Consider the following 20,189-nt stretch of genomic DNA (forward strand, 5'->3'; position numbering starts at 1 on the left):
TGCCGGGTCCGCCGGGGGAGCGGCGGGCGGTACCGTACTGCCGCTCTGCCGGGCCACCCTGAACGACAGGGACTAGTCCGTCGACGATTCCTTGGGCGACGGCTCCAGCGGAGGCGCACCCACCCCGCAGTGCATATGGGGCTCGGGGTGGTAGGCCGCGGGCGGTGCTGGGCGGATCGTCGACCAGGCGAGGAGCGCGCCCACGGTGAGGATCCCGGCGCACCACGGCATGGCGCGCTGGAACGCCGCGTCGAACTGCGGGGCCGAGCGGTACGCGTCCGCCCCCATCCCGGCGAGCAGCGGCAGCGCCGCCACCGCGATCAGCCCGGCCGCGCGGGCCGCCGCGTTGTTGATGCCGCTGGCGAGCCCGGCCCGGCCGACGTCGACCGAAGCGAGCACCGTCGCGGTGAGCGGGGCCACCAGGGTCACCATGCCGAGGCCGAGCACCATGACGGCGGGCAGGACATCGGCCACGTACGAAGGTTGCGGGCCCACCCGGAGCATGAGCAGCATCCCGGCCGCGCTCACCAGCGGGCCCACGGTCAGCGGGATACGCGGCCCGATGCGTTCCCCCAGCTCGCCCGCGCGGGCGGAAAGGAGCAGCATCAGCGCGGTCGTGGGCAGCAGCGCCGTACCCGCGCCGAGCGCCGAGTAGCCCGAGACGACCTGTAGTTGGAGCGCGGCGAGGAAGAAGAAGCCGCTGAACGCCGCGTACACGCACAGCGTGACGAGATTGATGGCGCTGAAGCGGCGTGAGGCGAAGATGTCCAGGGGCATCATCGGATGGCGCCGCCCGCGCTCGACGTACACGAACGCGATGCCCATGAGGAGCCCCGCCGCCGCGGTGCCGAGGACCGGCAGGGACACGACCCGTCCCGGGGCCTCGATCAGCGCGTACGTCACCAGGCCGAGCGCGAGGGCGCCGAGCGCGCCGCCCCACAGGTCGAAGCGGCCCGTCGCCTGCGGATTCCTCGACTCCGGTACGTACTTGAGCGCCACCGGCACGCACAGCGCGGCCAGCGGGACATTGATGAGGAACACCCAGCGCCAGCCCGCCCCGTCCACCAGCCACCCGCCGAGGAACGGACCCACGGCCGCGCCCACCCCGCCGAGCCCGGACCACAGGCCCACCGCGCGGGCCCGGTCGTCCGGGTGGAAGGACGCCTGGATCAGGGCGAGGGAGCCCGGCGTGAGCAGCGCGCCGCCGACGCCCTGGAGCGCGCGGGCGGCGATGAGGACACCGGCGTTCGGAGCGAGCCCGCACAGGAGCGACCCGGCGGCGAACCACACCACCCCGAGCACGAAGATCCGCCGCCTGCCGAAGCGGTCACCGAGGGCGCCGCCGAGCAGGATCAGACCGGCGAGGGCGAGCATGTACGCGTTGATGGTCCACTGAAGCGCCGCGAGCTCGGCGCCGAGATCGCGGCCGATGCGGGGCAGGGCCACATTGACCACGGTCGAGTCGAGCAGCGCCATGCTCGAGCCGAGCACCGTCGTCAGGAGCACCCGGCGGCCGGTGGGAGAGGCGATACGGACGCCGCCGGGCGCCGGTCCCGGGGCGGGCTCGGGCGGTGAGCCGCCGGTGGAGGCGTTCATGCCCCCAGCCTTGCCCTCGTACCCGGAAAGATCCAGTCGGCGTACGGCGAACCCGGGCAGCGAAGGCGTACGGCGAAACCGGCAGCGGAGGCGTACGGCGAATCCGAGAAGCGAAAAGGCGGATGAGCGTCCGGCCGCCGCGGGCATACGATCCGCGCATGCGCCCCGCCACATACAGCGATGACGACCTGGAACAGCACTCCCTGCGACGCCGCGTGCCCGATGACGGGCAGCGCTCGGGGTTCGAGCACGACGTCGACCGCATCCTCTACTCGACGCAGTGGCGGGCCCTGGCGGGCAAGAGCCAGGTCGTGGCGAGCGGCGAACTCGGCGCGTACCACACCCGCCTGACCCACTCGATGAAGGTGGCCCAGCTGGGTCGGCGCATGGCCGAGCGCCTCGAGCGCAGCTACGGCGGCCCGAGCCCGGCCCTGGTCGAGGCCGCCTGCATGGCGCACGACATCGGCCATCCGCCCTTCGGCCACGCGGGCGAGATGGCGCTGCGCGCCACCATGGACGAACTGCGCTCGCACGACCCTGACCAGCGCCTGGACAGTTTCGAGGGCAACGCGCAGACGCTGCGCGTGCTGACCTTCCTGGCCGCCCACAAATACCCGGGCCACCGCGGTCTGCACCTCACCCGCGCCTGCCTGGACGCCTCGACGAAGTACCCGTGGCGGCGCACGACCCGCGAAGAGGACCCGGCACGCCACGTCAAGTGGGGGGTGTACGACGCCGACCGCGAGGCGTTCGCCTGGGTCAGGAACGGGCGGACCGACGCCGCCGTGCCGGTCGAGGAGCAGGTCATGGACTGGGCCGACGACGTCACGTACGCCTGTCACGACGTGGAGGACTTCTACCGCACCGGCCTCATCCCGCTCGCCTCCCTATTCCCGCCGCCGGGCACCGCGGGCGGCGAGACCGAGCGGGAGCAGCGGCGGTTCCTCGACTACGTGCAGGGCAAGCGGGCCCGCGACGGTGTGCCGTTCGACCGGTCGTCCGCGCAGGAGCTGATGGCCGAGATCGGCAAGCGGCTGAGCGTGCCCGCACCGTACAGCGGCAGCCACAAGGACGCCGTCGCCGTGAACCGCCGTACGGCCGATCTCATCGACTACTTCACCCGCGGCATCACCCTGGAGGTCGGCGGGAAGGCCGCCGTCCGCTACGGCGCCCGCCTGGTCATCCCCGCCGAACGCCGCGCGGCCTGCGACCTCCTGAAGGAACTGGTCTGGGCCTACGTCATCGACCGCCCGGCCCTCGCCACCCAACAGCACGGCAAGCGCCGGGTCGTCAGCGAACTGCTGCGCTGGAGCCACCAGTCGCCCGAGCTGCTGCCACCGGACCGGGCCGAGGAACTACAGCTGCACGGCGACGGCCTGCGCGCCGCCGCCGACCATGTGGCATCTCTGACGGAGGGCCAGGCACTCGCGCTGCACCGGCGGCTTTCCGGGACGGGGCTCGGCTCGGTCAACGACAACGTGTGGCTCTGAGAACCTCCTCAACTGTGCCCGGAGGGTTGACCGTTGAACAGTGTCGCTCTACGGTCCGCGCAAGTTCTTGCCACCGTTTTCAGCAAGAACCAGCACCCGCAGCCTCACACGCACCCGCAGCCTCACCCTCACTCTCACCCGCCCTCCACCCCCGCGGAGGAAGCATGGCCACGAGACCCCTGTCCGTCGCGCTCGCCCTCACCGCGGGCATGACGCTCGCCGTCACCGCTCCGGGCGGAGCCGCTCAGGCGGTCCCTCCTGGGGACAAGGACGTGACCGCCGTACTGTTCGAGTGGGATTTCGCCTCCGTCGCCAAGGAGTGCACCGCCACGCTCGGTCCTGCCGGATACGGCTACGTCCAGGTGTCACCCCCGCAGGAGCACATACCGGGCTCTCAGTGGTGGACCTCCTATCAGCCGGTCAGTTACGACATCGCTGGACGGTTGGGGGACCGGGCGGCCTTCAAGCGCATGGTCGACACATGCCATGCCGCGGGGGTGAAGGTGGTCGCCGATGCCGTCATCAACCACATGTCGGCGGGCTCGGGCACCGGCACCGGTGGCTCCTCGTACACCAAGTACGACTACCCCGGCATCTACTCCTCGTACGACTTCGACAACTGCACCACGCCCATCAACCAGTCCGACTACACCGGCGACCGGTGGCGGGTGCAGAACTGCGAACTGCTTGGCCTCGCCGACCTGGACACCGGCGAGGAGTACGTGCGCGGCCGGATCGCCGCCTACCTGAACGACCTGCTCTCGCTCGGCGTCGACGGCTTCCGCATCGACGCCGCCAAGCACATCCCGGCCGACGACCTCGCGAACATCAAGGCCCGCCTGAGCGATCCGTCGGCGTACTGGAAGCAGGAGGCCATCCACGGCGCCGGTGAGGTCGTCTCGCCGAACGAGTACCTGAACACCGGGGACGTGCAGGAGTTCCGCTACGCCTTCGACCTCAAGCGGGTCTTCAACAACGAGAACCTCGCGTATCTGAAGAACTACGGCGAGGGCTGGGGGTACATGGCCTCGGACCGGTCCGGGGTCTTCGTCGACAATCACGACACCGAGCGCAACGGCTCCACGCTCAGCTACAAGGACGGCGCGACCTACACGCTCGCCAACGTCTTCATGCTGGCCTGGCCGTACGGAGCCCCGGACATCAACTCCGGCTACGAGTGGTCCGACTCCGATGCCGGACCGCCCAACAGGGGCCAGGTGAAAGCCTGTTGGCAGGACGGCTGGAAGTGCCAGCACAACTGGCCCGAGATCAAGTCCATGGTCGCCTTCCGCAACGCCGGTCGCGGCGAGCCCGTCACGAACTGGTGGGACAACGGGGCCGACGCCATCGCGTTCGGCCGCGGTACGAAGGGCTACGTGGCCCTCAACCACGAGTCGTCCCCGCTGACCCGCACGTACCAGACGTCCCTGGCCGCGGGCACGTACTGCGATGTGCAGAGCGGGAACAGTGTGACGGTGAACGGCGCCGGGCAGTTCACGGCGACGCTCGGGTCCCATACGGCGCTGGCGCTCCATGTGGGGGCCACGAGCTGCGGCTGAGCTACGGTGCGGCCGTCTCCCCGCCCTCGTCCGCGCGCCCGAGAGCGACCACCACCATGTCGTCGGCCAGCCACGGGGCCCAATCGTTCACGTCCTGGGCCACGAACGTGGTGGCCTCGCCGGGTGACGGCACCGGGTCGGTGCCGAAGTGTCCGGCGAGGCGGTCGGGGAGCGGATAGAACACCCCGGCCCGGTCGCGCGCTTCGGTGACGCCGTCCGAGCAGGCCAGAAGCAGTCGCCCCGGGCCCAGCTCCTCCGTGACCTGCTGCCCCGCCGGTCCCGGAGCGAGCGCGGCGAGCCCGAGCGGCAGCCCGTCCGGTGCGTCGAGCGTGCGTACGCCGTTCTCGTCGAGGACCAGGAGGGCCGTATGGCCGCGGTCGAGGACGCGGACCACCGGCTCGTGCTCGGGGAACTCCAGGAGTACGGCGGTCACGAACAGCTCGGCGTCGCCCACCGCTTCGGTCTCGTACCTGAGCGCCTGCTCGATCCGCTCGGCGACCGCCGTCAGCTCCTCGTGCACCATCGCCGCCTCCCGGAACGCCGCGAGCACGGTGGCGACCGTGGCCACGGCTTTGGTGCCCTTGCCGCGTACGTCGCCGACGATGACCCGCACCCCGTACGGGGTGGCGCGCGCCCCGTACAGATCGCCCCCGACCAGCGCCTCGGTGTCCGCCGCCCGGTAGGCCGCGGCCATCCGGACCGGGCCGAGCCGCGGCGGCATCGGGCGAAGGAGTGCCATTTGTGCCGCTTCAGCCACCGCCCGCACCCGGCTCAGGCGCCGCTGGGCGCGCATCCGCAGCACCGAGGCAAGCACCGACAGGAGCGCCACCGAGCCCAGGGAGGTCGCGTCGATCCAGTCGTGCTCGGTGGGGGTTCCGGAGCGTTGGTCGAGCAGCACGGTCGCGGCCACCACGGCGACACCCGTGACGGCGGTCATGCCGGGCCGGTAGACCATCGCGGCCAGCGGCGCGGCCCCGGCGGGGAGGGTGGCGAAGGTGTACGAGGGCGGGGTCGCCCGTTCCAGGACGACCGCGATGGCGATGAGGAGCCACGGCAGGAACAGCGTCCACCGCGGCGCCAAGGCGGGTGCCCCCGGGGCGCCGGCGGTCACGTCGGTCGCGGTGGAGCTCCGCGCCTTGCGTGGCGGGCGGTTCACGAACACCCCACCATGATCGAGTCGTACGGGGCGTGCAGCACGTCCGTACCGCCATGTGCGTCGCCTCAGCGGTGGGTCAGGCGCCAGTGACGACCCGCATGAAGACGGCCGGTTCGGCTGCTTCGTTGCGGTAGGCGTACGCCTGGTCGGTGGCGATGACGGCGCTCTGCCCGGGTGCGAGGACCTGGGGCGGTCCGGTCTCCGTGGCCAGGGTCAGGCGCCCGGCCAGGACGTGGTGGATCTCCTGGGCGCCGGGACGGTCGGGCTCGGCCTCGTAGTGGCCCCCGGGCGCCAGGGTCCAGCGCCACAGCTCGGACCGGGGGTGCTCGGTCGCGCCCAGGAGGAGCGCTTGGCTGCCGTCCCGGGCCTGCCACACGAGGGTTCCCTCGACCTCGGCGCCCGCCGTGTCGTCCTCGGGCAGGGCCAGGGCCGCGAAGTCGGTGTCCAGGGCACGTGCGACGCGGTCGACGGTGGCGAGGCTCGGGTTGGCCTGACCCAGCTCGATATCGGTGAGCATCCTCCGGCTGAGCTCGGCGGCCTCGGCCAGCCGCTGCACACTCCAGCCGCGCTGCTTGCGCAGCGCGCGGATACGCCCGCCTATGCGGGTGATGAACTGCTGGGCGGCGGTGCGGCTCGTGGCGACCTCAGGGCTCATAGTGAGCAGTATAGTGCGCAGATTGCTGGCCATGATCGGCAAGTGGGCAATATATTGCCCACAATGCGAGTGATCACCTCTCCCCATGTCTCCGAGCAGCCCGTGCTGGCCACGCTGCGCAAGGCCTGACGCTGCGCGAGGAGTATGGATGGCTGCCCAACCTCGACGAACTCGACCGTCTGGTCACCGCCGACGCCAAGCTCACCGCGGTCAACAACCGGCCTGGAACTGGTCGGCGAGTTCCTCGATCAGCTGCCCGTACGCCCGCACTGACGCCCCGTCACGACCAGTGGTGGTCCGTACCTTTATCCGGCCTATTTGTGTGGGTTGCTGGATAACCCCCAGTTAAGTTCTGGCCGTTGGTAAAGCTGCGATAACGAAGAGGGCTCCGAAGAGCGGTTCGCCCGGAGTGTCCTGGCACGATCGTTCGAACGCCGCAGCGGAACCAGTGCGGAAACGCCACGGAACCATCGTGGACCGTCTCCGGAATGGGCCGCGGCGGCGCGCGCAATTCAGTACCACCCGGGCGACTTGGCCCGGTAACCCCCCACACAAAGCCGTGTGCGCACGGCCGAACATCAGGAGCTCTCACGTGCGAGACACCTCCCGAATACCCGAATTCCCCCAGAGCGAGGGGAATTCCGAACTTCCACGCGTCCGGCACCGCAAGGGGCGGAACACCCCGCTGCGCGCGGGCATAGCCGTCGCTGCCGCCGCCATGCTCGTCGCCGCCGTGGCGAGCGGCTCCGCGCTCGCGGGCGGGGGCGGCGGGGCGGACCACAACGCCCCGTCGGCCGCGGACCGTTCGCATGCCGCGACCGCCAAGTCCCTCGGCCTGGGCGACAAGGAGAAGCTGGTCCCCCGCAGCGTCATCAAGGACGCGGACGGCACCGTGCACACCCGCTACGACCGGACGTACGACGGACTCCGCGTCATCGGTGGCGACTTGATCGTGCACAAGCCCGCCGGCGGTAAGCAGAGTGTCACCAAGGCCCAGGAGCGGGACATCGCGGTGGCCTCCACCCGTGCCCGGTCCGTCCCCGCCGACGCGCAGAAGGCCGCTGTCAAGGTTGCCGAGGACGAGAAGATCCGCGGTGCGAAGGCCGAGAAGCCCACCCGCGTCGTCTGGGCGGCCGGTGACGGCAAGCCCGTGCTCGCGTACGAGACCGTCGTCGACGGCAAGCGCGCGGACGGTACCCCCAGCCGCCTGCATGTGTTCACCGACGCCGCGAGCGGCAAGCGCCTCGCCACCAGCGATGCCGTCAAGTCCGGCACCGGCGAGAGCGGCTACAGCGGCGAGGTCGAGCTCGACACCACCAAGGGCGACAAGGGCTTCGAGCTCAAGGACCCCAAGCGCGGCGGGGGTTGGGTCTCCGACCTCAAGCAGGCCGAGGACGACGCCAGCGAGGGCGAGCTGTTCACGGACGACGACGACAAGTGGGGCGGCGACCGGCAGACCGCCGCCGTCGACGCGGCCTACGGCGCCGCGAACGCCTGGGACTACTACAAGTCCGTGCACAAGCGCGACGGCATCCGCGACGACGGCAAGGGCGCCCTCTCGCGGGTCCACTACGGCGACGGCGTCGCCAACGCCTTCTGGAACGACGAGGCGTTCGCGATGACGTACGGCGACGGCGAGGGCAACAAGAAGCCCGTCACGTCGCTCGACGTGGCCGCCCACGAGATGAGCCACGGCGTCACCTCGGCCACCGCGAACCTCAACTACGAGGGCGAGTCGGGCGGTCTCAACGAGGCCACCAGCGACATTTTCGGTACCGACGCCGAGTTCTTCGCCAAGAACGACGAGGACAAGGGCGACTACCTCATCGGCGAGAAGGTCGACCTGCTCGGCGACGGCAAGCCGCTGCGCTACATGGACGAGCCGAGCAAGGACGGCAAGTCCCTCGACTACTGGTCCGAGGACGCGGGCAACGTCGACGTCCACCACTCGTCCGGCATCGCCAACCACTTCTTCTACCTGCTGTCCGAGGGCAGTGGCAAGAAGGAGATCAACGGCGTGAAGTACGACAGCCCGACCAAGGACGGCTCCAAGGTCAAGGGCATCGGCCGGGACAAGGCCGTGCAGATCTGGTACCGGGCGCTGACCACGTACATGACCAGCACGACCGACTACAAGGCCGCCCGCGAGGCCACCCTCAAGGCCGCCGACGACCTGTACGGCGCGGACAGCACGGAGTCCAAGACGGTCGCGGCCGCCTGGACCGCCGTCAACGTCAAGTGACGGCGAGGGAGCCGAAGATGAGCAGCAGCAGGAAGCACGCGATCCGCACGCGCAAGCGCACCGCCACCATCGCCGCGGCCGGAGCCGTCGCGCTCACCGCGAGCGCCCTCGGCCTCGCCCAGGCGATGGCCACCCCGGCCGCCGCCGAGGCCCCGGACATCTCGGTCGAGAAGATCCAGGGCGACCTCGCCGAACTCCAGAAGATCGCCGAGGCGAACGGCGGCAACCGCGCACACGGCAAGCCCGGTTACAAGGCGTCCATCGACCACCTGAAGAAGCAGCTGGACGCCGCCGGGTTCACCACCCAGGTGCAGAAGTTCACCGCGGATGGCGCCGAGGGCTACAACCTCGTCGCCGACTGGCCGGGCGGCAGCGGCACGGGAGCGCAGGCCGGTGACGTCGTGATGGCGGGCGCCCACCTCGACAGCGTCGACGAGGGCCCCGGCATCAACGACAACGGCAGCGGCTCCGCGACCCTCCTCCAAGTCGCCCTGGCCGTCGCCGACTCCGGCTACCAGCCCGCCAAGAAGCTGCGCTTCGCCTGGTGGGGCGCCGAAGAGATCGGCCTGGTCGGCAGCAAGGAGTACGTCAAGAGCCTCGCCGACGACGAGAAGCAGCGGATCTCCACCTACCTGAACCTCGACATGACGGGCTCACCCAACCCCGGGTACTTCGTCTACGACAGCGCCAAGGAGCCCGAGGGCTCCGAGGCCGTCCAGAAGTCCCTCACCAAGGGCCTTGAGGAGGCGGGGATCGCGGCCGAGGCGTCCGACATCAACGGCCGCTCCGACCACGCCGCGTTCTCCGAGGCGGGCATCGCCAACGGCGGGCTCTTCACGGGCGCCGAGGGGACCAAGTCCCAGGCGCAGGCGGAGAAGTGGGGCGGCGAGGCCGGCAAGGCCTTCGACCCCTGCTACCACGCGGCCTGCGACACCACGGAGAACATCGACGCCAAGGCGCTCGACATCAACGCGGATGTCGCGGCGAGCACCCTCTGGGAGCTGTCGGGCAAGGAGTAACCCGACGCGGTACGCACCGCTCCCAGGTGGCCTCCCCGGATCCCTGTCCGGGGAGGCTGTGCCCCGCCCACCGTCACGGAGGGCGGGGCAGCCACCGCGGCGGCCGTCGCGGCCGTCGGCCGGGTGTTCACAGCCCGGGCGTGCCCCACACCGGGAACCACCGGGTCAGGTCCTTCTCGATGGTCAAGTCGTCGCGGAGCATCGCCCGTACTTGCAGCTCCAGGGGGTTGTCGCGCTTTTCGGCGGCGCCGGGCTTGGGGGCGAAGGGGTAGAACGTGCCGCGCTTGTAGAGGTAGACCAGCGCGATCGGGCGCTGGCGCTCGTCCCTGAAGCCGATCAGCGAGCACAGCAGATGCGGCCCGAACCCGCCCTCCTGAAGGGACGTGTTGACCGCGTGCAGATCGTTGACGAGGCCCGCGATGTCGTCGGGGGAGTGCCGCGCGAGCAGCCACGTATAGCCGTGCTCGTCCTGGCTGAACTCCACCGGGGCGTCAAGGAGAGCCCGTACGTCCTCCTGGATCCGGGAGAACGCCCCGCCCTCGACGCTCGCGAAGCAGACGGACCCGAGGCCGGTCGGCGTGAATCCGGCCGCCGACTGTAGCGTGATCGCCGCTGAGGGGAGGGCGAAGAGCTGGTCGAGGTCGGGCCGGACCGGCTTGCTGCGGCCGAAGAGCGTGTCCAGAAATCCCATGCGGTACGCGTTCCTTGTTTCTCGGAGGCTTGCGGGCGGGGCTCGGGAGCGGCGGGGGCTGCGGGGCTGCGCGGGAGCGGGCTCAGGAGCGACGGTCTTTTACGGGCGGCCGAGCTGGGCGGAGATGCGGCCCAGCTGGTCGAGGCGCTGCTCGAGCGTCGGGTGCGAGGAGAGCAGTCGGCTGAAGCTCTCCTTGCTGATGGCCGGTGCGAAGAAGAAGGCGTTGAAGGGCTCGACCTTGCGCAGATCGCGGGTCGGGATCCGCGCCATCTGTCCGGTGATCTTGGTCAGTGCCGAGGACAGGGCGGAGGGCCGTCCGGTCAGGATCGCGGCGGCCCGGTCGGCGGACAGCTCGCGGTAGCGCGACAACAGCCGCGTGAGCAGGAAGCTGATGGCGTAGACGACCACGCTGACCAGCGTGACCACCAGGACGGCGATGGCCGCGTTGTTGTCACGGCTGTGGCGGCCGACGCCACTCCACAGTGCGGCCCTGGTGATGATTCCGGCCAGTACGCCCAGGAAGGCGGCGATGGTCATCACCGCCACGTCGCGGTGCGCGACATGCGACAGCTCGTGCGCGAGCACGCCGTCCAGCTCCTCGGGCTCGAGGCGCCGCAGCAGCCCGGTCGTGGCGCACACCATCGAGTTCTTCTGGTTACGGCCGGTGGCGAAGGCGTTCGGGACGTCGGACTCGGCGATCGCGACGCGCGGCTTGGGCATATCGGCGAGTGCGCACAGGCGGTCGACCGCACCGTGCAGCTCGGGTGCCTGCTCGGGCGTGACCTCGCGCGCGCCCATGCTGAAGGCCGCGATCCGGTCGCTGAACCAGAACTGCGCGACGAACAGGCCGCCCGCGATGAGCAGCACCACCACCCACGCGCCCTTGAGCAGCACCACCAGTGCCCCGACGAGGACCACATACAGCAGGCCGATGAAGAACATGGTCGTGACCATGCGCGAGGTGAGCCCGCGGTCGGGGGCGAATCGCGTCTGTGCCATGGCTCCTCCTAACCCCTTGTGACCCGATTCTCCCTCTTTACTGTTGTTTGCGAGATAAACCTTCGCTGTGACCGACGGTCGACAGCGCTGGGTGCCCGGCTCGGTGCGGCGAGTAGTAGACGCCGCCCCCCGGTGGAACCGCTCCTAGCTGCGGACCCGCAGGACATCCAGTGCTGTGAGGGCCACGTGCAGGGCCGTGCGTTGTTCGCCGGACTCAAGGGTGCGGTCGAGGAGGCGTTCGATGGTGCGGAGACGTTGGTAGAAGGTTTCGCGGGAGAGGCCGCCGTGGCGGGCGGCGGCCGTTTTGTTGCCCGCGGCGTCCAGGTAGTGGCGGAGGGTCGGTAGCAGGTCGGTGCCGTGGCGGGTGTCGTGGTCGAGGAGTCGGCCGAGTTGGCGTTCGGCGTACTCCTGGATCCGGGTGTCCTCGCGAAGCGCGTACAGGAGGCGGCGCAGGTCGACATCGGAGAGCTCGTGGAAGGAGCGGTCCGGAGGCAGATGCTGGTCCGGCGGGGTGGCCTCGGCTACCCGGATGGCCTGGTGGAAGGAGCGGGGGGCGTCGGTGAGGTCGTCGACCTCGGTGCCGACGCTGACCGTGGCCTGCGGGGTGAGGTCGAGTGCGGTGCGGCTGAGGCGTTCGGCCGCGGGCTGCCAGAGGCGGGAGGCGCTCAGGGCCAGCAGGACGCCCAGGCGGCCGGGGGCCAGTTCGCCGACGAGTGCCGGGATTCCCGTCGTGTGCAGGTCCTGGGACAGGCGGGTCTCCACGTCCAGGGTGCCGTCTTCAGTGGGGAGGTCCACCACGACCGCCAGGAAGCGGCGGTTCTCGGTGGGCACGCCAAGCGCGGCCAGGCGGGCGCGGGCGTCCTCGGGGGAGCGGTGGCGCTGCTCGACGAGGTCGCGGAGGGCGCTGCGGTGTGCGCCGCGTTCCCAGGGGGTGAGGTGGATGAGGCGGGCGACGGTCAGGGCCATCGCCGTTCTCTCCAGGACGGTGAGGTGTTCCGGGCCGAAGGCCGGGTCCGTGGTGGCGGTAGGGGTGGGGGTGGGGGCGGGCAGCATGGCTACTCGACCCCAGCGTTCGCCTTGATATTCGACCGGCGCGGCGAGCCACCCCTCCGGCCCGTGCAGGGCCGTCCCCTCGCCGGGCGGCGTCGCCCGGGACCGCCGCTCCCAGTCGGCGAGCGCCTCCTCCAGCGTCGTGCCGGACGGCTCGCAGATCAGCGCCTGGTGCACCAGGTTCTCCAGGACGACCGTGCGGCCGCTCATCTCCGCCGCCGCCCGCACCACCTCCTCCGGCCCCGCACCGCGCAGCGTCAGCGCGGTGAACGCCTCGTGGATCTGCTGGGTCCGGCGCATCGCCTCGGCCTGGTTGCCGAGGATGAGGGCATGGACGACCTGGGTGACCTCCAGGAAGTTGACGTCCTTGGCGAGGGTGATCAGGGGCAGGCCGCGGGCTTGGCAGGCGTGCACGAGGGCCGCGGGCGGGCGGTGGTAGCGGCGTACGAGTTCGATGACCAGGGCCGCCGCTCCGATCCCGGCGAGCTCGTCGACGTACCGGCGTACGCCCGCCGCGTCCTCGGGCAGCGGTACGCCCGTGGTCAGGACGAGTTCGCCGCCCTTGAGGAAGGAGGCGGGGTCCGTCAGTTCGGTGATGTGGACCCAGCGGACCGGCCGGTCGAGGTGGGTGACACCGGTGACGACCTGCGGCTGTCCGGCGGCCAGGACGGGGAGCACCAGAACGTCGGCGACGGTGAGGGCACGGCCGGACGGGCTGCCGTCCAGGTCGTCCGGGTCCGGCGGGCGCCCCGTCGGGTGGGTGTCGTTCACGGTGTCTCCCTGCGTGCCTGGTCACTGCGACAAGCCGAACAAGCCGCGCTGACCTGTGCAAGAGGGCCTCCGCCCGGCCCGGACGGGGCAGCGAACGCCGCACTCCGGCCCCGCGCCTGACACACCGTCCGAACACCGCGCCCCCGTCGGACAGTTCGCGCGTTGGCTCCCTGCCGGACGGCGGCGATGCTCGAAGGACCGTCACAGTCCGACGACGCACGCCGGGAGACGAACATGACCGCACTGTCGCCGCACCTCCGTCAGGCCACGCCCGTGGTGGCGGCCCGGGGCGAGGGCGTCCACCTCTACGGTGAGGACGGCCGCCGCTACCTCGACTTCACCGCCGGAATCGGCGTCACCAGCACCGGGCACTGCCACCCCAAGGTCGTGGCGGCGGCGCAGGAGCAGGTGGGCACGCTGGTCCACGGTCAGTACACGACGGTCATGCACCAGCCCCTCCGGCAGCTCGTCGACAAGCTGGGCGAGGTCCTTCCGTCCGGCCTGGACAGTCTGTTCTTCACCAACTCCGGGAGTGAGGCGGTGGAGGCGGCGCTGCGGCTTGCCCGCCAGGCCACCGGGCGGCCCAACGTCCTGGTCTGCCACGGCGGTTTCCACGGCCGCACGGTGGCCGCCGCCGCCATGACCACCTCCGGCATCCGCTTCCGCTCCGGCTTCTCCCCGCTGATGAGCGGCGTGGTCGTCACCCCGTTCCCGACGGCGTACCGCTACGGCTGGGACGAGGACACCGCCACCCGCTTCGCCCTCCAGGAGCTCGACTACACGCTCCAGACGATCTCCTCGCCCGCCGACACGGCCGCGATCATCGTCGAGCCGGTGCTGGGCGAGGGCGGCTACGTGCCCGCGACCCGCGCCTTCCTGGAAGGCCTGCGGGAGCGGGCGGACCGGCACGGCTTCCTGCTGATCCTCGACGAGGTGCAGACCGGCGTCGGCCGCACAGGCCGCTTCTGGGGCCACGACCACTTCGGCGTCACCCCGGACATCCTCATCACCGCCAAGGGCCTGGCCAGCGGCTTCCCGCTGTCCGGCATCGCCGCCTCCGAGGAACTGATGACCAAGGCATGGCCCGGCTCCCAGGGCGGTACGTACGGTGCCAACGCCGTCGCCTGCGCCGCGGCATGCGCGACCCTGGATGTCGTACGGGACGAGAAGCTGGTCGAGAACGCCGAGGCGATGGGCGCACGGCTGCGGCACGGCCTGGAGGCGGTGGCCGAACGGACGGCGGCCATCGGCGACGTACGAGGTCTCGGACTGATGCTGGCCACCGAGTTCGTCACCGAGGACGGCAGCCCCGCCCCCGAGACCGCCGCCCGCGTGCAGCGCGCCGCCGTGGACCAGGGCCTCCTCCTGCTCCTGTGCGGCGCCTGGAACCAGGTCGTACGGATGATCCCGGCGCTGGTGATCGACGAGACGGCGGTGGACGAAGGGCTCCAGGCATGGGCGGCCGCCGTGGAGGCCGGTACGTCAGGACCGGCGGGCCGCTGACGGAGGCCCACGCGTCCCGCATCGCCCAACTCGCCGCGCCCGCCCCCGACTTGCGGGTAGAGCGAGACCGGCCCCGGCCCCACCGACCCGTCGCCGGTGACCGAGCATCCCCGCCCCGCACCTGGCGGAACTCCTCGCCCCCGCCGCTGACCGACCAGGAGAGACCTCATGACCGACACACCCACGCAGTTGTTCATCGGCGGTGCCTGGGTGGACGCCGCGGACGGCGCCACCCTGCCCGTGGACGACCCCGCGACCGGCGAGATCCTCTGCCATGTCGCCGACGCGGGCCCCAAGGACGCCCGGCTCGCCGAGGATGCCGCCGTGGAGGCGCAGGCGGAGTGGGCCCGTACGGCACCCCGCGCGCGGAGCGAGATCCTGCGCCGCGCGTACGAGCTCATCCTCGAGCGCACCGACGAGCTCGCCCACCTGATGACGTCCGAGATGGGCAAGCCGCTGGCCGAGGCCAGGGGAGAAGTGGCGTACGCGGCCGAGTTCTTCCGCTGGTTCTCGGAAGAGGCCGTACGCATCGACGGCGGCTGCGGCGTCCTGCCGGACGGCCGTAACCGCATGCTGCTCTCCCGCCGCCCGGTAGGCCCCTGCCTCCTCATCACCCCCTGGAACTTCCCGCTGGCCATGGGCACCCGCAAGATCGGCCCGGCGGTCGCGGCGGGCTGCACGATGATCCTCAAGCCTGCCCCGCAGACCCCGCTGTCCAGCCTCGCGCTGGCCGGGATCCTGAAGGAGGCCGGTCTGCCGGACGGCGTGCTGAACGTCATCACGACCTCCCGTGCGGGCGAGGTGTGCGAGCCGCTGCTGCGCGGCGGGCGTGTCCGCAAGTTGTCGTTCACCGGTTCCACGGCCGTCGGGCGGCTGCTGCTCGCCCAGTGCGCCGACACTGTCGTCCGTACGTCGATGGAGTTGGGCGGCAACGCGCCCTTCGTCGTCTTCGAGGACGCCGACCTGGACACGGCCGTCGATGGCGCGATGCTCGCCAAGATGCGCAACATGGGCGAGGCGTGCACCGCCGCGAACCGCTTCTTCGTCCACCGGTCGGTGGCGGAGGAGTTCGGGCGGCGCCTTGCCGATCGGATGGGGGCGCTCGTCGCGGGTCCCGGCACCCGGGCCGGGGTCGATGTCGGCCCGCTGATCGACGCGGCCGGCCGGGCCAAGGTCGAGGAGCTGGTCGCCGACGCGGTGCAGCGCGGCGCTCAGGTGCTCGTCGGCGGCCGTACGCCCGAGGGGCCGGGCTGCTTCTACCCGCCGACCGTGCTCACCGACGTGGACCCCGGCAGCCGCCTGATGGACACGGAGATCTTCGGCCCGGTCGCGGCGATCCTCACCTTCGACGACGAGGACGAGGTCGTACGCCGCGCCAACGACACCCCCTGGGGCCTGGTCGGCTACGTCTTCACCGAGGGCCTGGACCGCGCCCTGCGCGTGAGCGAACGCCTGGAGGTGGGCATGGTCGGCCTCAACACCGGTCTCGTCTCCAACCCGGCGGCGCCCTTCGGCGGCGTCAAGCAGTCCGGGCTCGGCCGGGAGGGCGGCCGGGTCGGGATCGAGGAGTTCCTGGAGTACCAGTACCTGGCGGTGCCGGTGCGCTGAGAATCCAAGGGGGACGCATTGCGCAGGAAGAAGGCGCTGGGGGGCGCGAGCGCGGTCGCCGTCCTGCTCCTCGGCGGCGGGAGCGTCGTGGTCTACGAGGAGTACGTCGACGACGACCTGGTCCTCGGTAACGAAGACGCTCACTCTGCGGGTTCGCTGACGGGCTGATCCCTTGCGTCGGGGTCAGTAGATGATGGAGACGATCTGGCAGGCCGCTTCGGCGAGTTGAGGGTCGCCGTCCACGTCGGCCTCGGCGAAGGCGGTGTCCGGGGTGAGGCCTCGGGTGCACAGGCGCCATGCGGTCTCCGGGGCCAGGGTGAGGCGGGCCGCGGGTGGTCCGGCTTCGGTTTTGGGTTCGGGTTCGGGTTTGGCCAGGGACCAGTGGTTTTGCGTGGCGGTGGCGGTCCAGGTGCCGCCGGGCGGGCCGGTGACGTGTACCTGGATCTGGGTACCGGTGGGGGCTCGGGTGTCGCGCAGGGTGTGGGGGAGAGCGCGCATGAAGGTGTCCAGGACTACGGACAGGGGGCGCGGGTCGGGGTCCGTGGCCTGGCCGGTGGCGTGGCGGATCTGTTGGCGGTGGGTCCAGAACTCGGTGAAGTCCCGGGCGGTGTCCAGCCACATCGGGGCCGGGTCCACACCGGCCCAAGACACTCCCAGCGACGGGCTGTTGGGGTCGGTGGTCCCGAAGAAGTGGGCGACTTGTCTGCCGATCATGTCCAGGGTGTCGGTGAGGGCGGCCGGGCTGACCCTGCGGAGTGCGTCGACCCACTCCTCGTTGATGCGGTGGATGAACGTTTCCAGCGTCTCGCCCGGTGCGAAGGTGGGGCCGTCCCGGTGGCCGTCGCGGTCGCGGCTCAGGCGTCCGTAGTAGTCGCCGAGAAGGTGCGCGGCCACATCGCGTACGGTCCAGCCCGGTACCGCTTCTTTGGCCCAGTCGGCGCGGTCCAGATCTCGCAGCGTGGCCGTCAGCGCTGCCTGTTCCGGGGCGAACAGGCAGCGGGCGTCGATCGGCGGACCGAGCCAAGGCGGACCGAGCCAGGGCGGGCCGGAAGCTTCCTTCCGCTGCGACTGCTTGGTCATAGCGCCAAAGCCTGCCAACCCGTGCCCCGGCCCGCCATCCGATATCGCCGGGGACGGCCCTCAGTCACGTACCGGCACGCGCACCGGAATCGACGACGCGCAGCCGGGAGGCCGCCGGGTCATGGGCGCCGCGTACATGGCCGTGCGGGGCGGCCGCCGTGTGCTGCAAGAAGGTGACGGCCTCGGGTGTGATGAGCTCGCCGGGCAGCACGTTCGGGATGCCCGGCGGGTAGGCGGCCAGGGTGTCCGCGGAGATGTGGCCTATTGCCTCGGCCGCGGGGAGCAGGCGGGTCGGGCGGAGGAATGCCTCGCGGGCGGACAGGCGTGCGGGGCCGGGGGAGGGGAGACGCAGCGCGGGCCGGGGTGGCGTGGCGCTGTCCGTGAGCGGGGTGGGCAGGCAGTGCAGGGCCTCGATGAAGCGGTCCGTATCGGGGAGCGAGCCCGCGCCGACCACCGCGACGATCGCCGCGTCCGTGGCCACCTCGACCATGATCTGGTGGTCGTGGTAAAGCAGGCGCCGCGCCTCGTGGCCGGGTATGCCGCCGCCGCGTGTGTCGATGGCGACGCGCAACGGGTCGGTGTCCGCGATGTCGGCGAAGCGGCCGAACGTATCGCTGACGAGCGCGTAGCGGCCGAGGCGGCGGATGGTGTGGCGTACTCGGTTCGCTGCTTCGATCGACGCGGTCAACTCTCCCGTTTCCGCTGTGAGTTGGGCCCGTGCCAGGTCGAGCGAGGCCAACAGCAGGGCGCTCGCGCTCGTCGACTGGACCAGGCGGAAGGCTCGGTCCACGAGGGGTTCGAGGCGGTCGGCGAACGGGCCGTGGCCCAGGTGGAGCATGGCCGACTGGCTCAGGCTGCCGCCGAGTTTGTGAGTGCTGGACGTGACCAGGTCGGCGCCCTGGGCCAGGGCGCCCGCAGGCAGCGCCGGGTGGAAACCGAAGTGCGCGCCCCACGCCTCGTCGACGATCAGCGGGACACCCGCGGCGTGGGCGACCTCGGCCAGGGCCCGAACGTCGGCGACGGCACCGAAGTAGCTGGGCGACACCACGTACGCCGCCGCCGCGCGCGGGCAGCGGGCCAGGGCCTCGGCGAGGGCGGCGGCGTCGACGCCGTGTGCGATGCCTTGGTCCGCGTCGACGGAGGGCGGTACGAAGACGGCGTCGAGGCCGGAAAGGACCAGGCCGTCGATGACGCTCGAGTGGACGCTGCGCTGCACGACGAGGGTGTCACCCAGAGCCGGTGCCACCAGCGAGGCGATCTGGTTGCCCTGCGAGGCGCCGTTCGTCAGGAACCAGGTGCGGCGGGCACCCCAGGCCTCGGCCGCCAGTTGCTCCGCCTGCCGGAGCGGGGCCGCGGCGCCCAGGTCGATGCCGTCGAGCAGGGGCGGGAAGTCCAGGGCGAGCGCTGCGGGGCCGAGGAGTGCGGACATCGGGCCGAAGCGGGTCGGGTCCGCGGCATGCCCAGGCACGTTCAGGCGCAGCCAGCCGCGCCCCGCGTGCGCGCGCAGGGCCTCGGCGTAGGGGGCCGAAGAGCGCATCTCGTGCGGCGGCGACGAAGGCGGGGGCGGGGGCGGGGCGGCGGGAGGCGTGCCGGTGTGTGCCGCGGTGTCGGCCAGTGCGGTGGATCTGGTGTTCACGCAGGTCAGCGTGGCAGGGTGCGAGCCATAGAGGAATACGCCACTTCCCTTCATCCCTCCATATACGGTCTATAGCTCTTGCCGGGGCAACAGCCCGATCCAGTCACCAGCCCGATTCAGCCCCCGAAACGGTCCCATGCTCGAACTCCGCCAACTCCACGTCCTCAAAGCCATAGCCCGGGAGGGCTCCCTGGCCGGTGCGGCGCGTGCCCTGCACCACAGCCAGCCCACCATCACCCACCACCTGTCCGTCCTCGAGGCGCACTTCAACGCCTCGCTGGTACGCCGGGGACCCCGCGGCGCCGTACTCACCGAGGTCGGCGCCGCGCTGCTGCCGCACGCCGAGGCCGTGGTGGAACGGCTGCGGCTTGCCGAACGGGAGGTGCGGGATCTGGCCGAGCGCGGGAAGCACACCCTGCACATCGGAACCTTCCCCACGGCCGGAGCGCTGCTGCTGCCACCCGCCGTGAAGGCCCTGCGCACCGCGGGCATCAACGTCTCGCTCACCGAGGGCGAACTGCCCGCGCTGTTGCAGGGGCTCAGGGCCAGGGAGTTGCACGCGGCGCTGGTCTTCTCCCAGCCCGGAGACCGCCTGGACCTCGACGACGACTTCGACGTGCATCCGTTGCTGCACGACCCGCTGCTGCTCGTCCTGCCCCTCGACCATCCCTGCGCCGCACGGGACCGCGTACCCCTCGAAGAGCTGCGCCACGAGGACTGGATCGGCGCGGCCGACCCGAACGACCCATGTGACCGGCTGCTCTCCTGGGCCTGCGCCCGGCATGCGTTCGAGCCGGTGCACACGCTGCGGACCGACGGCTACGCGATGGTGCAGGGCTTCGTCGCGGCGGGCGCCGGTGTGGCGGTCGTGCCCCGGCTCGCCCTTGGCACGCCGCGCGAGGACATCGCCGTACGCCATCTGGAAGGGACGCCGCTGGCCCGCGAGATCAGCGTGGCCGTGCTGCGCACCACGGCCGCGCCGAGCACCCGCGACCTGGTGGCGGCGCTCACCCGGCAGGCGCACCAGGTGGAGCGGGGCTGGAAGGACGCAGATCCGGAACACGGCATGCACTGATCGCCAACGCAACCTGTCGGATCGGCCAACTCGCCAGCGGTGACTTGTACTTATCCGAC

General features: G+C 71.3%; 16 protein-coding genes. 8 read left to right on the forward strand and 8 right to left on the reverse strand.

Annotation, left to right across the window (positions count from 1 at the left end; all coding sequences use genetic code 11):
• Positions 1-72: 72 nt before the first annotated feature.
• On the reverse strand, positions 73-1,596 hold the full coding sequence (locus ACWD10_RS06430; protein ID WP_451087627.1) for an MFS transporter: 1,524 nt from the start codon (positions 1,594-1,596) through the stop codon (positions 73-75).
• A gap of 158 nt (positions 1,597-1,754) precedes the next feature.
• On the opposite strand from ACWD10_RS06430, the gene dgt reads away from it, so the two are divergent.
• Positions 1,755-3,086, forward strand: a complete 1,332-nt coding sequence (dgt, locus tag ACWD10_RS06435; RefSeq protein ID WP_451087629.1) for a dGTP triphosphohydrolase — start codon at positions 1,755-1,757, stop codon at positions 3,084-3,086.
• A gap of 164 nt (positions 3,087-3,250) precedes the next feature.
• Positions 3,251-4,645, forward strand: a complete 1,395-nt coding sequence (locus tag ACWD10_RS06440) for an alpha-amylase (protein WP_451087631.1) — start codon at positions 3,251-3,253, stop codon at positions 4,643-4,645.
• 1 nt (position 4,646) lies between these two features.
• Here the strand turns inward: ACWD10_RS06440 and ACWD10_RS06445 are convergent, their stop codons facing one another.
• The gene (locus ACWD10_RS06445; RefSeq protein WP_451087633.1) at positions 4,647-5,801 is read right to left on the reverse strand and encodes a PP2C family protein-serine/threonine phosphatase; all 1,155 of its coding nucleotides are present in this window, start codon (positions 5,799-5,801) and stop codon (positions 4,647-4,649) included.
• A 76-nt stretch (positions 5,802-5,877) separates the two neighbouring features.
• Positions 5,878-6,456, reverse strand: a complete 579-nt coding sequence (locus ACWD10_RS06450; protein ID WP_451087635.1) for a helix-turn-helix domain-containing protein — start codon at positions 6,454-6,456, stop codon at positions 5,878-5,880.
• A gap of 718 nt (positions 6,457-7,174) precedes the next feature.
• On the opposite strand from ACWD10_RS06450, the gene ACWD10_RS06455 reads away from it, so the two are divergent.
• Both ACWD10_RS06455 and ACWD10_RS06460 read left to right on the forward strand, forming a co-directional pair.
• Positions 7,175-8,698, forward strand: coding sequence for a M4 family metallopeptidase (locus ACWD10_RS06455; protein ID WP_451087811.1), 1,524 nt, complete (start codon positions 7,175-7,177; stop codon positions 8,696-8,698).
• Between the two features lie 17 nt (positions 8,699-8,715).
• Positions 8,716-9,717, forward strand: coding sequence for a M28 family metallopeptidase (locus ACWD10_RS06460; protein ID WP_451087637.1), 1,002 nt, complete (start codon positions 8,716-8,718; stop codon positions 9,715-9,717).
• 127 nt (positions 9,718-9,844) lie between these two features.
• Here the strand turns inward: ACWD10_RS06460 and pspAB are convergent, their stop codons facing one another.
• From pspAB to ACWD10_RS06475, 3 genes are all read right to left on the reverse strand, one after another.
• Positions 9,845-10,408 carry a PspA-associated protein PspAB gene (gene pspAB, locus ACWD10_RS06465; protein ID WP_451087639.1) on the reverse strand — a complete coding sequence of 188 codons (564 nt, stop codon included), beginning with the start codon at positions 10,406-10,408 and terminating at the stop codon, positions 9,845-9,847.
• A gap of 99 nt (positions 10,409-10,507) precedes the next feature.
• Positions 10,508-11,407: a zinc metalloprotease HtpX gene (gene htpX / locus ACWD10_RS06470; RefSeq protein ID WP_451087641.1), complete on the reverse strand. Its 900-nt coding sequence runs from the start codon at positions 11,405-11,407 to the stop codon at positions 10,508-10,510.
• Positions 11,408-11,551: 144 nt separating this feature from the next.
• Positions 11,552-13,228 (reverse strand): PucR family transcriptional regulator, encoded by a 1,677-nt coding sequence (locus ACWD10_RS06475; protein WP_451087643.1) that lies wholly within the window; start codon positions 13,226-13,228, stop codon positions 11,552-11,554.
• Positions 13,229-13,462: 234 nt separating this feature from the next.
• Between ACWD10_RS06475 and ACWD10_RS06480 the strand changes: the two genes are divergently transcribed.
• The 3 genes from ACWD10_RS06480 (at position 13,463) to ACWD10_RS06490 (ending at position 16,507) form a co-directional block, all read left to right on the forward strand.
• Positions 13,463-14,731 (forward strand): aspartate aminotransferase family protein, encoded by a 1,269-nt coding sequence (locus ACWD10_RS06480; RefSeq protein ID WP_451087645.1) that lies wholly within the window; start codon positions 13,463-13,465, stop codon positions 14,729-14,731.
• 168 nt (positions 14,732-14,899) lie between these two features.
• Complete coding sequence (locus ACWD10_RS06485; protein WP_451087647.1) at positions 14,900-16,339, forward strand: NAD-dependent succinate-semialdehyde dehydrogenase; 1,440 nt, start codon at positions 14,900-14,902, stop codon at positions 16,337-16,339.
• A gap of 18 nt (positions 16,340-16,357) precedes the next feature.
• Positions 16,358-16,507 carry a hypothetical protein gene (locus ACWD10_RS06490; protein WP_451087649.1) on the forward strand — a complete coding sequence of 50 codons (150 nt, stop codon included), beginning with the start codon at positions 16,358-16,360 and terminating at the stop codon, positions 16,505-16,507.
• Positions 16,508-16,522: 15 nt separating this feature from the next.
• On the opposite strand, the gene ACWD10_RS06495 is transcribed toward ACWD10_RS06490, so the two are convergent.
• Positions 16,523-17,419 (reverse strand): maleylpyruvate isomerase family mycothiol-dependent enzyme, encoded by an 897-nt coding sequence (locus ACWD10_RS06495; RefSeq protein WP_451087650.1) that lies wholly within the window; start codon positions 17,417-17,419, stop codon positions 16,523-16,525.
• A gap of 64 nt (positions 17,420-17,483) precedes the next feature.
• On the reverse strand, positions 17,484-19,055 hold the full coding sequence (locus ACWD10_RS06500) for an aminotransferase class I/II-fold pyridoxal phosphate-dependent enzyme (RefSeq protein ID WP_451087652.1): 1,572 nt from the start codon (positions 19,053-19,055) through the stop codon (positions 17,484-17,486).
• Positions 19,056-19,191: 136 nt separating this feature from the next.
• Between ACWD10_RS06500 and ACWD10_RS06505 the strand changes: the two genes are divergently transcribed.
• A complete protein-coding gene (locus ACWD10_RS06505) occupies positions 19,192-20,130 on the forward strand; it encodes a LysR family transcriptional regulator (RefSeq protein ID WP_451087654.1) in 939 nt (312 codons plus the stop codon).
• Positions 20,131-20,189 lie beyond the last annotated feature (59 nt).

Source organism: Streptomyces sp. NPDC002851 (assembly GCF_053591935.1).